Consider the following 13,927-nt stretch of genomic DNA (forward strand, 5'->3'; position numbering starts at 1 on the left):
GGTATTTTATCTCCCTATTGCCAAGCAAGGCGGGCTGCGAGACCGCCAAAGATGAGTGCCGTGATTTTGTTGAATGGACGCTGGTAGCTGTGAAGCTTGTCTGACAGCGTCCCTGCCAGAAGCCCATAAGTGATCGTTACGATAATGCCTGTCGACGAAAACAGCCCGCCGAGGATTAGCATTTGCAACCAGACGGGGCCGTTTTGGGGGTCTGTGAACTGAGGTAGAAAAGCAAGAATGAAAAGCGCAACTTTTGGGTTCAGGATGTTGGTTAGAAACCCTTGTGTTATTGCCTGTTTAGCGGTGGGTGCACCCTTTGGTTTTGCAACAGTGACGAGCTGTGTCCAAGCCCGCCATGCAAGGTAAAGCAAATAGGCTGCACCCAGATAGCGGACGGTATCAAAGGCAAGGGGGTAGGTGACAAAGACCGCCGCAAGGCCAAAGGCGGCCACGATGGTATGCACCAAACTGCCTGTGGTTATGCCTATTGCCGCAGCGATGCCACCGCGCTTGCCGCCCCTGAGGCCGGAAGCCATCGTAAAGGCGACATCTGCGCCGGGTGTCAGGTTAAGCACTATGCCTGCGCCCAGAAAGGTTAAGAGAACATGAGGTTCAAAAAGGCCAAACACCATCATGAGCCCACCTCAAACTGCGGTGTATTATCCGTGATTGAATAATAGGCGCCTTTATCTGCCACATAGATATGCCGCATGGTTTTCAGCCCATTGGGGCTATCCAGCGTGCCGGCCCCAATTGCGGTGCGGTGCTCGCCGTCCAGCTCATAAAACAGGCTGGATCCGCAGTCGGTGCAAAAGCCGCGCCGCGCTTTATCCGAAGAGCGGTACCATTTTAAGCCGCTTGAGCGCACCAGCTTCAACTGTTCTTTAAGCACTGAGGTGGCGGCCCAATAATGACCCGAGGTTTTGCGGCATTGCGTGCAATGACAGCCGATAACATCCCGCAGCGTGCCGAAAAGCTCAAACATTACCGCGCCGCATTCACAAGATCCCTTAATCGCCATAACCTATGCTCCTTTTGATAAATGAGATGTGCCCAGCAATAGGCCATAAATTATAAAACAAACCGCCAGAATACGGCGCAAATAAGTATTAAACATCACGCTGAGCGCCGCGCGCCCTAAACCAGCCCCAAGCGCGCAATAGCTGACATAGCTTAGGGTGGTCAGGCCAAGCGCGGTGGGCATAATCACCCACATCTGCGTGTAAACGGGTATGCCGGGTTGAATAAACTGGCTAAAGGCAGCCAGGTATCCGGCGACTGATTTGGGGTTGATTGCGGCAATCATAAAGGCCCGCAGATAGAGCTGTTGGGCCTCGGGCACTTCTGATGCCTCTGGCTGGCCTGCTCTGCGCCAACCTCTGATGCCGAGATAGATCAAAAATCCCGCACCGATCCATTTCAGTACCAAAAAGGCAAGCGGTGAGGCGGCAATCAGTGCAGTAACGCCAAATGCCGACAGGGTGAGGAAAAGCGCCGCTTGGGTTAGGATGCCCGCAACGCAGATCAGCGCGCGCCGAAACCCATAGGCCATCGCCACTGTGATGCAGTTCACAGCATTTGGCCCCGGGGTAGTGACAAAGAGCACCCAGAAGCTGGCGAAAATGATCCATGCCTCCCAACTCATGGCGCTAATACACCGGCGGTGCGATCACCCAGATCGCAATGGCGGGCTCTTGATAGGGGTTGGCATATAAAAACGGCTCGCCGCGAATGCGAAAGCTATCGCCGGGGTAAATGGTAAAGGTTTTCTTGGCGATTGTGATGTCCAGTTGGCCAGAGATTAGATAGCCCACTTCCTGCGTTGGGCGGGTGACCGGCGTTTCAAGCTGTGCGCCCGGCTCAAAAGTGGAATGCACCACTTCGAAATCATCGGTCAGATCGGGGGACAGCAGCTCTTCTACCAGCCCTGCCTCATTTGATCCGATGGGCCGGCGGGCGCCTTTGCGCACCACAAAACCGGCCTCGTGCGGGGCAGCTTTGGCTTGGCCAAAGAGCATCGACATGGGAATATCAAGCGCTTTGGCAAGATCGCGTAGATCATTGATGGACGGCTCTGACAGATCGCGTTCGACCTGCGACAGCCAGCCGACAGATTTCCCCACCGCCTCGGCCAGATCATTCAGCGTCAGCCCACGCGCTTTGCGCAGCGAACGCAGATCGGCGCCAAGGCTGTCAAGCAGGGTAAGGTCTAGGGCGGACATAGAGGTCTTTCATGAAATTTGAGCTATTTTTTTCACGGTGACGTGAGTCGGTGAAAAAATCAAGTAAAATTTCATGCGTTCAAATCGGTGAGATGCAAGCGGTCGGGATAGACAGCGCCGCCCCATCGCGTTATGCACCGCGCCTATGCAGACACCCTATGATCCGCCCTCTGGCCCTTTGAGTATTTTGCACGAAGACCGCGAGCTGGTGGCGGTTGAAAAACCCGCTGGGCTTTTGTCGGTGCCGGGGCGCGGTGCGGATCTGGCCGATTGCCTGCTGGCCCGTGTTCAGCTGGCATTTCCCGATGCGTTGCTGGTGCACCGGCTGGACCGCGATACATCCGGCGTGATGGTTTTTGCACTGACCGCCCATGCCCAGCGGCATCTGTCGATGCAGTTTGAAACCCGCATAACGAAAAAAACCTATGTGGCGCGTGTGGCGGGTGAGTTGGTGGAAAAATCCGGTGAAATTGATTTGCCGCTGATTGTCGATTGGCCCAACCGGCCGCGTCAGATGGTGTGCCATGAAACCGGAAAGCCTGCGGTTACGGAATGGAAAGCGATCAAAACCGGCGGCGGTGAAACCCGTCTGCGCCTGACGCCCAAAACTGGTCGTTCGCATCAGCTGCGGGTGCATTGCCTGTCCATCGGCCATCCTATTCTGGGCGATCCGCTTTATGCACCGGAAACCGCAGATGCGCATGCACGGATGATGCTGCACTCAGAAGAGCTGCGCCTCAACCACCCCGAAAACGGCCGCGGCATGAAGTTCCGCGCCAAAGCGCCTTTTTAGAGGGTTGGTAATTTTAGGCGCAATGCCTCAAAGCGTTTTTGGCTCAAGCTCCACCCATTTTGGATCGATCAGTGCGCGCAGGTGCCACGCCGGGGCAAATATATCCCCGCAGCCAAAATCATTCACCGAAGCAACCGTGATCTTATCACCCTGCCGCGTAAACCCGGCCGCGCCCGGCAGAATGCCTTTGTCGTCACTATATAGCCCAAGCTCTTTGGGCAGATCGTTTGAGACGAAAGAATAGCAGTCAAATGGCCAGCCTCTTTTTTCTTTATGTGCATTGATTTCTTCTGGCGGGCTGCCCGAGCAAAGCACAAGCGCGGCATCATCGCCCAAGTGGTTTGGAACGCCCATAAATCCGTCGGCATAGGACATGCAATAGATGCAGGACACGTGCATATTGACGATAAACACCAAATTGTCCTGACCTTTGGAAAACAAGGACGCGATATCAATTTCGCCGCTTTGATCCCGTATGGTGCGGTTTTTAAGCTCAAAGCCAAAGGCGTGGGCCCGCATGGATACGTAAAGCTCATTAAGTTTGAATATTTGCAGTTCAAGCGACCGTACGTCGCTTCGTAAAACGTCTTTGGTCATAATCGTCCTTTCGCCGCAGTTTTGTCTATGACAGGGGCGGCTTTTGTAGGTGTGCTTTGAAGAAACCGGGAAAAACGCACACCCATGGGCTGAAGCTAAATTAAAGAATACAGCCAAAAGAGCATAAGAGTGTACCCCCGGTCAAGTCGGGGTCGTGGGCGGCTTTACCTTAGTGCTGCTGGCAGCATACCCACCGGGCTTTTGATCCGTTCACCAAAGTCTGGTCGTCAGTATCATGTTCAACTTGGAACCCTATCAGCACCTTTCGGAAGAGCTGGTCATATATAAGCCCATTAGATTTTCATGGGACCTTCTAAGAACAGCGATGCGGATCAATTGCGTGGCAAATTCATGCGATGTCAGCTATGATCACCTCAAGATTCATGGGTGAATTAAACCCAATATTTTATATATTATTGTTTTTATTTAGTGAAATTATGTTTGAAATGAAAAATATATTTTAGGAATTTAGGGGTGAAAAATTTATTTGGCTTGGTCGCTGTGAGTATTTTCACAGCCTGTAGCGGCGTTGGGGCTGATGCCCCCAAAATATCATCTGCCGGAGGCGAACCTGCTATTTCGGCAACCGGCTATGCCAAAGAGGGCGACAAACGGCAGACGGGATCGGAGTTTACAGTGACCGGAGCCCCACGCTTCGTTTGGAAAAGAACCGGGGAAGGGGTTAAAATAAGCCGAGAATTTTCAAACATCACAGTTAAGCAACTCAAGTATGCTGCCTCCAATTTCGTTATGCAAATTGAATTGGATGAGAAAAGCCACATTTTGGTATACGAAACTGAGATTGGATATTTTACCCTCTTTGGTGGCGGAGAGGCTCGCGCGAATATATTGTTCAATAATGAATACAATTACGTCACCGGCCTATGGTATGTTGAAAATGTTTATAACATTGATTTTAATAGCGGTTCCTTTTTAGTCGGTTTCAATACTGCGCCAGAAACGATTGTATCCCGAACTGCAAAAGCAGTCTTTGAAGGGGGATCAGCTATCGCAATTCGATATCCCCAATCTGAGGCTGCCTTCACCGGGGGCACATCGCAATTTAATGTTGATTTTGGGGCTGGAACAATCAATGGATCAATCGTATTTGACCCGATAATCACCCCAACCGGTAATTCTACGTTTTCTACCCCTAAAATCACCATGGAATTGCCATCAACCAAAATTGAAGGCAATGCATTTGACGGGGATCTTAATGTGGTTACGAGTGGTAGTAACCCTAAAAGCATCACCTTTAGCAATGCCGAACTTGATGGCCAGTTTTTTGGACCCCAAGGAGAAGAGCTTGGTGCAAATATCTGGGGTGAAGGGAAAGCAGATGGACAGAAAATGCTTTTCCAAGGGGTCACAATCGCCGGAGAGAAGTAGTTCGAGCTATTGAAATTTGCTTTGTCGCGAGGATAGTTTTTGGTAATTTCTGATTAATAATCAGAAACCTACAGCGGCGGCGTAAGAATATGGCGCAGCAGCGCGACCGGATGCGCGCGCAGGCTAAGGCGCATGGACACATAGTCTTCGACCACTTCTTCGCCAAGGCTCATCTTCGGCAAATGTGCGGCCGGCTCATCAATGCCTTCGCCGTCCATATCACTGGCAAACAGCGGCAAGGGCGTTTCGGCGGTGATGGCCTTGACCTGCCACAGCGCTTCGCGGCGGCTTAGGCGCAGATCGGCAAAGGCATCCGCCTCGGCCAGCCGCGCCAGAACCACTGGCGGCGTTCCAGCACGGCGCCAGACATCTTCGGCCGAGCGGTAGCCATTGCCGCGCGCAGCAGTGATCCAGACCGCATCATCTTCGCGTAGGCCTTTGATCTGGCGAAACCCGAGCCGCAGCGCCAGTCCGCCGCGCCCGTCCGGTTCCATCACATTGTCCCAATAGCTGTCGTTGATAGTTATGCCGCGCACCTCGACCCCATGCGCGCGCGCATCGCGCACAATCTGGGCCGGGGCATAAAACCCCATGGGCTGGGAATTGAGCAGCGCGCAGGCAAAAATTCCCGGATGGTGGCATTTGATCCAGGCACTGGCGTAGACCAGAAACGCAAAACTGGCCGCGTGGCTTTCGGGAAACCCGTAAGAGCCAAAGCCTTCGATTTGAGAAAAGCAGCGCTGTGCAAAATCGTCGTCATAGCCGTTACCCCGCATGCCGCGCAGAAAGCGGTTTTTAAATTCGCTGACATTGCCGTGTTTTTTAAATGTGGCAAGGGAGCGGCGCAGCCGGTCGGCCTCATCGGGGGTAAAGCCTGCGCCGATGATGGCGATCTGCATCGCCTGTTCCTGAAACAGCGGCACGCCCAAGGTTTTGCCCAGAACCTTGCCCAGTGCATCCGAGGGAAACGCAACCGCTTCTTCGCCGTTGCGCCGCCGGATATAGGGATGCACCATATCGCCCTGGATCGGTCCGGGGCGCACGATGGCCACTTCGATCACCAGATCATAAAAGCAGCGCGGCCGCATGCGGGGCAAGAAATTCATCTGCGCGCGGCTTTCCACCTGAAACACCCCGACGCTGTCGGCGCGGCACAGCATATCATAGGTTTTGGGGTCTTCGGGCGGCAGAGAGCTCAGCGAATAATCTATCCCCAGATGTGAGCGCATCAGATCAAAGGATTTACGCAGACAGGTGAGCATTCCAAGGCTCAGCACATCGACCTTAAGGATCCCCAGCGCGTCGATGTCGTCCTTATCCCAGCAAATCACCGTGCGGTCCTGCATTGTGGCGTTTTCAATGGGCACCAGCTCGTCGAGCCGGCCTTCGGTAATAATAAAGCCGCCCACATGCTGGCTTAGGTGGCGTGGAAAACCGATAATCTCATGGATCAGCTCAAAGGTTTGCGCCAGCCGCCGGTCATCCGGATCAAGCCCCACTTCGGCTAGCCGCTGCCGGTGTGTGGCGCGGCTGCCAAATCCGCCCCAAAGCTGCCCAGAAAGCGCGGCCACCGAGTCCTGAGAAAGCCCCATGGCCATCCCCACCTCACGGATGGCGCGTTTGCCGCGGTAATGGATCACCGTGGCGCAGAGCCCGGCGCGGTGGCGGCCATAGCGTGCGTAGATATGCTGGATCACCTCTTCGCGGCGCTCGTGTTCGAAATCAACGTCAATGTCGGGAGGCTCGTCCCGGGCCTCAGAGACAAAGCGCTCGAATACCATAGTGCCAATCTCGGGGCTGACCGAGGTGACCCCTAAAGCATAGCACACCACCGAATTGGCCGCGGAGCCGCGCCCCTGACATAAGATGCCCCTGTCCCGGGCGAATTTCACAATATCGCGCACGGTCAGGAAATAGGGTTCATATTTCAGCTTGGCGATCAATTGCAGCTCATGCTCTAGCATTGCGCGCACCCGCTTAGACGCACCATCAGGATAACGCCAGTTGAGCCCTGCATAGGCGAGACGCTTCAGCCGCTCTGTTGGGGTTTCATTGCCGCTCAGCTCGGCGGGGTATTCATAGCGCAGCTCATCGAGGCTAAAGGTAAGGGTTTGCACCAAGTCGCCGCTGCGGTTCACGGCATCCTGATGAGTGGTAAAGAGGCGCTGCATTTCGGTCTCAGAGCGCAGGCGCTGTTCGGCATTGGTCAGCGCTGCCCTGCCGAGTTGATCGATACGTGTGCCGGTGCGAATGGCGGTGAGCACATCGGCTAGCCTGCGGCGGCGGCCATGATGCATCAAGGGCTGGGCGCTGGCGATTGTTTCAAGGCCAAGCGTTTCTGCGGCGGCGGCTATGTGATCAAACCGGGTTTGGTCCTGCCCGTCATAGCAGGGGGACATGAGCAGATAGATCTGCCCACCAAGGCGGCGAGCCAGCTGTTGTGCGGCGCCCCACCATTTTTCCACGCCGCCGGCAATCGGCAGCGCGTGCGGCGGATGCAGCAAAAACACCAGCCCTTCTGCCTGATCGTTAAGGTCGCTGAGTCTCAGCTGGCAGTGGCCTTTGTCCACTCGCAGCCGGCCTTTTGATATCAAACGGCACAGGTTTGCCCAGCCGCAGCGGTTTTGCGTCAGGGCGGTCAGGATGATACCGTCTTGAAAGATCAGCTGCGCGGCCGGGATCAGGCGGGGGATATTTGTAACATCTGCAGAAGGCGGCGGCGCAATATGTGCCGGGCGCGGTGGTCCATGCTCGGGCGCGGCTTGCCGCGCGGCTACCAGCCGCGCGATCTTGCGCGCTTCGCTGTGCGCGCGTACAATGCCAGCCACCGAGTTTTCATCAGCAATAGCAAGCGCCGGCATGCCCAAAAGCGCAGCCCGCGCGATATATTCTTCGGGATGCGAGGCGCCTTTGAGAAAGCTAAAATTAGAAGTGGCAGAGAGCTCAACAAACATAGACAAGATTATATGTTCTTGTTTTGTTCTTTACTACTGATTCTTTTGGATAGGGTATTGAATTGGGTTAAAATCCGTTTTGTATTTTATAAAAGGATCACGAGACAGCACGGATCAATTTGCGTTCTAACACCCGCAAAACAGTTTTCAGATCATGTCCGCGTTTAAGTACCTGACCGTCCACCCCGATGACTGCGTACTGGCCTTGACGGCTCCGCAGCCGCGGGCGTTTTTCAATGCGGTAGAGCGGGTTCTCAGCCGTACGGCGGAACACTGAAAACACGGCCACATCGCGCAGGCTTGAAATACCATAGTCACGCCATTCGCCGGCCGCCACCATCCGGCCATAAAGCGATAAAACGATATTGAGTTCGGGGCGCTGAAAGGACACCGTTTCTGAAGCGGGCCGGTGGGCCGAAAATCCAGAATAACTATTCATAAAGATAGCTTTGCGAAGTTTGCCGCGCAAATCAAGGTGTTTGATGGCAACGGGCCAAAAAAACTCTCACCAAAAGCAAAACCGCCCCCGTTTCCGGAGGCGGTGCAATCATATCCGATGAAATAGGCTTACGCCTCTACATCTTCGGGGAGGATTTGGTTCAGTATGATGGCCAAGAACGCCGTTGGCGCCACGGCTGATGTGGCCAAGGTTTTTACGATACCTGGCAAATACTGAACCGCAGAAGGCACCAGATTAAGCCCAAGGCCCACGGTCAGCGATATGGCGATGATCACCATATTGCGGCGGGTCATTTTCACTTCTGACAGCACGTTCATACCTGCTGCAGCGACCATGCCGAACATCACGATCACGCCGCCGCCAAGCACGGGCATTGGCATAGAGGCAATGAGCGCACCGATTTTTGGCAGCAATCCGCAAATCACCATGATGAGACCGGCGATCGAGACCACGTGGCGGCTCATAATACCGGTCATACCGACGATACCGACGTTTTGGCTAAACGAGGTGTTGGGAAGCCCGCCAAAAACACCGGCTACGGCAGTTCCCAAACCATCCGCGTAGGTTGCGCCGGATATTTCCTCGTCTGTGGCATCACGTCCTGCGCCGGCCTTGGTTGTGGCAGAGGCGTCGCCAACGGTTTCTACCGCAGATACGATGGACACCAAAGTCACGCCAATAACAGCGCCAAGGTTAAATTCAAATCCGTAAGGCATGACTTGCAAGCCGATGATCCAGCTGGCTTTGGCAACCCCGCCGAAAGACACCATCCCCAAGATAAATGCGAGGATATAACCAGCGACAATACCAATGAGAATGGCCGCATTGGATAGCATGCCGGTGGTGCGGAATTTACACACAAGCGCCACCACAATCACAGTCAGCGCTACCGCCCAATGCTTCATTGAGCCAAAGCTGTCAGCGTTCATCTGGAAATCAGCTGCACCGCCTGCGGCATATTTAATGCCGACCGGAATAAGGTAAAGACCAATGGCCAAAATGACCAAGCCGGTGACCAGCGGCGGGAACCAACTGCGGATTGAGCTGATGACCGAGCCAAGCGCAAAGTGGATAAGCCCTGCGATGACGCATGAGGTCAGCGCCACGCCCAAACCTTGGGTTGCAGCAATGCCGGCCAGCACGCCTACAAAGGCAAAGCTGGTGCCCTGCATAATCGGCAGCCGTGCGCCAACTGGGCCAACACCTATGGTTTGGAACAAGGTGGCAATACCGGCAAACAGCATTGCCATCTGGATCAAATAAACCTGCTCAGCGCCGCCAAAGGCCAAACCGGCCGCACCGGCGACAATCACCGAAGGCGTCACGTTTGAAGCAAACATAGCCAGAACGTGTTGCAGCCCCAATGGGACGGCTTCGCCCATTGGAGGGGTTATATTGGGATCGCTATACCCAGTTGATGTGTCACTTATTTGCTTGGGCTGTTATCGTACTTGCTCGCCGAATTATCGTACTTGCTAAAGCTGTTATCGTACTTGCTCGGACTTTTATCATATTTGTCAGGGCCTAGATCGTAAGGAAGAGAGCTCGGATTGATAATAAATGTTGAAATGTCCGCCTCTGAAACCGAGGGCAAAAACAGAATAGCCGCTATTAGCGGGGAAAAGATCGTTCTCACTGAAAAAACAACTCAGACGGTGCTTTCTTGTTGCAATTGACATTTCCTAAGCGTGACATCCCGGAGGCTAGTACGGCTGTTTCTCGATCACTTAGTCGCATTTGAACTCAAGCATAAATATTACCGCTAAGGCGGAATGGATCATATATTTGTTCAGATCCAATTCCGCTCCCTTGGATTTATCAAGATACTGCAGGACCGTGTCGATGGCATCCGACGTGCTTAAGTCAGCTGGAAAGCACGCATTCATACCACCAATCGAATTTCCAGCCTTCATTACCTCAAGAATACTAGCAATAGCACCCAAACAGAAGCCTGCTCCAAGCTCATTCGGTTGAGCCGCATTACCAGACTTACACATATCCTTCAGTACCGCACCAGTCTTGGCGACTGCAGGAGTTCCCAGCAGCAGCAGCGACAACAGAATAAATTTCATCTTTTTTCCAGTCATGATTGGGATATCCTATACAATTTTTATTCTCCTTGTTGTTGGGTCTAACCAATTGTTGGTTGACATCTTTTTATAATCTTCACTGGTAAACTGTATATGGGATATCGAACGTGAATTCCTCTAGGTTGTTGCCCTTTCCTATTCTGTCGATGACTGCAAAAAGCCCTGGGGCATGAAGCGGCGTTAACACCCCATGCCAGATATTACGGTGAAAATTGATGCCTTGGCCGGGACTGGATAGAAACGCCCGAGGTTGGTCCGGAACACCGGCGTTATCCAGCGAAACGGTGATTAAAAACGGCTTATCGGTCATTGGAATAAAGGCTTGTGATCCCAAGGGGTGCCGCTCCATCATATCAAGCGCATAAGGCAGGGCGCGCGGCTCTGCATCAAAAAGGCTGATCCCAGCACGGCCCCCGTTGAAGTCTAGTTTTGCTCGATCATGAAAGCGTTCACAAAGGCCTTGGTTTATAATCTGATCAGGCGCGCCTTTGGTCTCAAGGACATCGCCAAAGGGTGCAAAGCCCTCTGCGTTTAGAGGCGCGGCGTATATCGCCACGCTCACGGCAAGAGCCCTTGCAATCGCAGTGCTGCAATGCGCTCAACTGCTTTGCAGGCCTGTTCGAATTCTGCGTCAGAGGTGTTTTCAAGCCGCTGCTGAAAATCGCGCAATATGCTGGATTTGGTATGATCGCGCACCGGAATGATAAAAGGAAAGCCGTGTTTTTCGCTATAGGCAGCATTCAAGGCCTCAAATCGCGCCCGCTCATCGTCTGTCAGCGCGTCCAATCCTGCCCCTGCTTGCTCCGAGGTAGACGCTTTGGTCAGCCGTTTGGCCTGCGCCAGCTTGCCGGCCAGGTCTGGATGCGCACACAGCACTTCAAGCTTTCGATCTTTTGCCGCCGAGCGAAACACCCGCGCGAGGGCATTATGAAGCCCTACAGCAGTGTCATGGGCCGGTCCAAGCTCTAATCCATGGGCGCCCTCAGCCACCCAAGATGAGTGCTCAAAGACGCCGCCATAAAGCTCTACAAACCGGTCTTTGCTCATCTGCGAGGGGCGTTCGAAATGTTTTGGGGGGTGGGCCTTTGACCAATGCCGTGCAATATCAACCCTTCGGGCAAACCACACATCGCCATGCGATTTTGCATAGTCCATAAAGCGCCGCAGGGCCATAACGCGGCCCGGACGCCCGATCAGCCGGCAATGCAGGCCAATGGACATCATTTTTGCAGACCCGGCCACGCCTTCGGCATAAAGCGCATCAAAACTGTCTTTGAGGTAGTTGAAAAACTGATCGCCTGCATTGAAGCCCTGCGGTGTTGCAAAGCGCATATCATTGGCGTCAAGGGTATAAGGGATAATCAACTGATCATGGCCACCGCAGTCCATCCAATAGGGCAGATCATCGGCGTAGCTGTCCGAGATATAGTCAAACCCGCCAGCCGCAGCGACCAATGAAACGGTGTTTTCCGAGCATCGGCCTGTATACCAGCCGTAAGGCCGCTCGCCGGTCACTTCGGTATGCAATGCAATGGCCTCTTGGATCTGGGCCGACTCGACCTTGGGCGTCATATCCTTGTGCTCGATCCACTTTAGCCCGTGGCTGGCGATTTCCCAGCCGGCCTGCTGCATGGCGTGCACCTGTTCGGGGTTGCGCGCCAAAGCCGTGGCCACGCCGTAAACGGTGGCCGGTATATCAAGCTCGGTGAACAGCCGGTGCAGCCGCCAGAACCCGGCGCGGGCGCCGTATTCATACATGCTTTCCATGTTCCAATGGCGTTGATCTGGCCAGGCCGCCGCCCCAACGATTTCAGATAGAAAAGCTTCGGATGCGGGATCATCATGCAAGATGCAGTTTTCGCCGCCTTCTTCATAATTGATCACAAATTGCAAAGCGATCTTGGCCTCGTTAGGCCAGTTCGCTTTGGGTGGGTTTGCCCCATATCCAATCATGTCGCGGCGATAACGCTTCATGCGATGTTCCTTCTTGGTCGTTTGTATCACAAGAAAGCGAGCAAGACTTTCAATCAATTTTTGAAACATCTTTTATATTATGGCAAGGTTGCAGAAGTATTTTTTTGGCGCAGAATAGCAGAGTGATGAAAAGAGGGGCAGATGTCTGGATATTTGACCACACATGTATTGGATACCGCGCGGGGCTGCCCTGCTGCAGGATTGAAAATTGATCTTTTTCGGCTTGAAGAAGACACACGCCTTGCGCTTGGCAGCATGACCACCAACGCTGATGGCCGAACAGATGGCCCGATCCTGCCGAGCGAAGAGTTCGCTTTGGGCCGCTATGAACTGGTGTTCCATGCCGGTACATACCTAAGCGGATGCGGCGCGCCCTCGGGCAGCAACGGGTTTCTGGATATCATCCCGATCCGTTTTGAAATGAGCGAAAACAGCCATTATCATGTGCCGCTGCTGCTTTCGCCGTTTGGATATTCAACTTATCGAGGCAGCTGAACGCCCTGCATTATGTTTGCCATTTGGGCGGCGCTGCGCCGCGCCATAAACTCTATGAAAAGCCGGATTTTTGGATCCTGTTTACGCCGGTGCGGATAAAGGCACCCGAGCTGGATCTCAACCGGGCTATGCTGCGGTAAGACCGCAACCAGCGCGCCGGATTGCAGGTGATCGGCGACTTCAAAATAAGGTTTCATAATAATTCCAAAACCGCCCACCGCCCAATTTGTCAGTACATCCCCATCATCGGATTCAAATGGGCCTTTGACGGCAAACCGCTGAATACCGTCTTCGGTCATAAGCGGCCATTGAAATTCTGACGCGCCGGGAAATCGCAGGTTCAAACAATCATGGGTGCCGTCGGTCAGCTCTTTGAGCGATTGCGGCGCGCCGCGCTGCTGCAAATAGCTTGGGGCTGCGCATAAAAGCCGTGGGCAATCGGCAATTTTTTTCATCTTAAAGGTCGAATCTTTCGGAGTGCCGAGGAAAAAGGCGACATCAAGGCCTTCGGCCGTGAGATCCACACTGCGATCCGACAAGCGCAAACGGACATCAATCAGCGGATATTGTTCTTTAAAGTCTGGCACTGCGGGGGCAATAAAACGCCGCCCGACACCCAGCGGTGCGGCGACATAAATCGACCCTCGGGGGGATTGGGTGATATCTTGTACCTGCGCTTCTGCTTCTTCGATTGCATCCAATATCCGCACCGCTCCACTATAAAACAAACGACCTTGCTCGGTTGGGTTAAGCATCCGCGTGGTGCGCTGAAACAGCCGTACTCTAAGATGGTCTTCTAATTGGGAAATCCGAGCAGAGGCAACGGCAGGCGAAATCCTTTGATCGCGCGCGGCAGCCGACATTGACCCCAGTTCGTAGACACGCACAAAGGTTCGGATGTTATCAGTATAAGACATTATGTTGCTTTTATTGAAACAGCTTGGATTTTTTTA

General features: G+C 53.7%; 15 protein-coding genes. 3 read left to right on the top strand and 12 right to left on the bottom strand.

Annotation, left to right across the window (positions count from 1 at the left end):
* Nucleotides 1-14: 14 nt before the first annotated feature.
* Genes GN278_02105 through GN278_02120 form a run of 4 tightly spaced genes read right to left on the bottom strand, consistent with a single transcriptional unit; the run spans nucleotide 15 to nucleotide 2,222 of the window.
* Complete coding sequence (locus GN278_02105) at nucleotides 15-632, bottom strand: LysE family transporter (protein XAT62501.1); 618 nt, start codon at nucleotides 630-632, stop codon at nucleotides 15-17.
* Entirely contained in the window at nucleotides 632-1,021 is a 390-nt protein-coding gene (locus tag GN278_02110; GenBank protein XAT59720.1) for a GFA family protein, read from the bottom strand. The genes GN278_02105 and GN278_02110 overlap by 1 nt, the downstream gene beginning before the upstream one ends.
* Before the next feature lie 3 nt (nucleotides 1,022-1,024).
* Nucleotides 1,025-1,645: a LysE family transporter gene (locus GN278_02115; protein XAT59721.1), complete on the bottom strand. Its 621-nt coding sequence runs from the start codon at nucleotides 1,643-1,645 to the stop codon at nucleotides 1,025-1,027.
* Nucleotides 1,646-1,649: 4 nt separating this feature from the next.
* On the bottom strand, nucleotides 1,650-2,222 hold the full coding sequence (locus tag GN278_02120; GenBank protein ID XAT59722.1) for a helix-turn-helix domain-containing protein: 573 nt from the start codon (nucleotides 2,220-2,222) through the stop codon (nucleotides 1,650-1,652).
* Between the two features lie 145 nt (nucleotides 2,223-2,367).
* Between GN278_02120 and GN278_02125 the strand changes: the two genes are divergently transcribed.
* Entirely contained in the window at nucleotides 2,368-3,015 is a 648-nt protein-coding gene (locus GN278_02125; protein ID XAT59723.1) for an RNA pseudouridine synthase, read from the top strand.
* 27 nt (nucleotides 3,016-3,042) lie between these two features.
* Here the strand turns inward: GN278_02125 and GN278_02130 are convergent, their stop codons facing one another.
* A complete protein-coding gene (locus tag GN278_02130) occupies nucleotides 3,043-3,612 on the bottom strand; it encodes a DUF899 domain-containing protein (protein XAT59724.1) in 570 nt (189 codons plus the stop codon).
* A 474-nt stretch (nucleotides 3,613-4,086) separates the two neighbouring features.
* Between GN278_02130 and GN278_02135 the strand changes: the two genes are divergently transcribed.
* Complete coding sequence (locus GN278_02135) at nucleotides 4,087-5,001, top strand: hypothetical protein (GenBank protein ID XAT59725.1); 915 nt, start codon at nucleotides 4,087-4,089, stop codon at nucleotides 4,999-5,001.
* 68 nt (nucleotides 5,002-5,069) lie between these two features.
* On the opposite strand, the gene dnaE is transcribed toward GN278_02135, so the two are convergent.
* From dnaE to puuE, 6 genes are all read right to left on the bottom strand, one after another.
* The gene (gene dnaE, locus GN278_02140) at nucleotides 5,070-7,955 is read right to left on the bottom strand and encodes a DNA polymerase III subunit alpha (protein ID XAT62502.1); all 2,886 of its coding nucleotides are present in this window, start codon (nucleotides 7,953-7,955) and stop codon (nucleotides 5,070-5,072) included.
* Nucleotides 7,956-8,052: 97 nt separating this feature from the next.
* A complete protein-coding gene (locus GN278_02145) occupies nucleotides 8,053-8,394 on the bottom strand; it encodes a DUF2794 domain-containing protein (GenBank protein ID XAT59726.1) in 342 nt (113 codons plus the stop codon).
* Between the two features lie 128 nt (nucleotides 8,395-8,522).
* Complete coding sequence (locus GN278_02150; protein ID XAT59727.1) at nucleotides 8,523-9,845, bottom strand: purine permease; 1,323 nt, start codon at nucleotides 9,843-9,845, stop codon at nucleotides 8,523-8,525.
* Nucleotides 9,846-10,142: 297 nt separating this feature from the next.
* Complete coding sequence (locus tag GN278_02155) at nucleotides 10,143-10,502, bottom strand: hypothetical protein (protein XAT59728.1); 360 nt, start codon at nucleotides 10,500-10,502, stop codon at nucleotides 10,143-10,145.
* Nucleotides 10,503-10,581: 79 nt separating this feature from the next.
* A complete protein-coding gene (locus tag GN278_02160; protein XAT59729.1) occupies nucleotides 10,582-11,067 on the bottom strand; it encodes an ureidoglycolate lyase in 486 nt (161 codons plus the stop codon).
* On the bottom strand, nucleotides 11,064-12,479 hold the full coding sequence (gene puuE, locus GN278_02165; protein ID XAT59730.1) for an allantoinase PuuE: 1,416 nt from the start codon (nucleotides 12,477-12,479) through the stop codon (nucleotides 11,064-11,066). Before puuE ends, GN278_02160 begins: the two co-directional genes overlap by 4 nt.
* A 141-nt stretch (nucleotides 12,480-12,620) precedes the next feature.
* On the opposite strand from puuE, the gene uraH reads away from it, so the two are divergent.
* The gene (gene uraH, locus GN278_02170; GenBank protein XAT59731.1) at nucleotides 12,621-12,974 is read left to right on the top strand and encodes a hydroxyisourate hydrolase; all 354 of its coding nucleotides are present in this window, start codon (nucleotides 12,621-12,623) and stop codon (nucleotides 12,972-12,974) included.
* On the opposite strand, the gene GN278_02175 is transcribed toward uraH, so the two are convergent.
* A complete protein-coding gene (locus GN278_02175) occupies nucleotides 12,959-13,891 on the bottom strand; it encodes a LysR family transcriptional regulator (protein XAT59732.1) in 933 nt (310 codons plus the stop codon). The genes uraH and GN278_02175 overlap by 16 nt on opposite strands.
* Nucleotides 13,892-13,927: the final 36 nt, after the last annotated feature.

The organism is Rhodobacteraceae bacterium Araon29, from assembly GCA_039640505.1.
Taxonomy (GTDB): Bacteria; Pseudomonadota; Alphaproteobacteria; order Rhodobacterales; family Rhodobacteraceae; genus CABZJG01.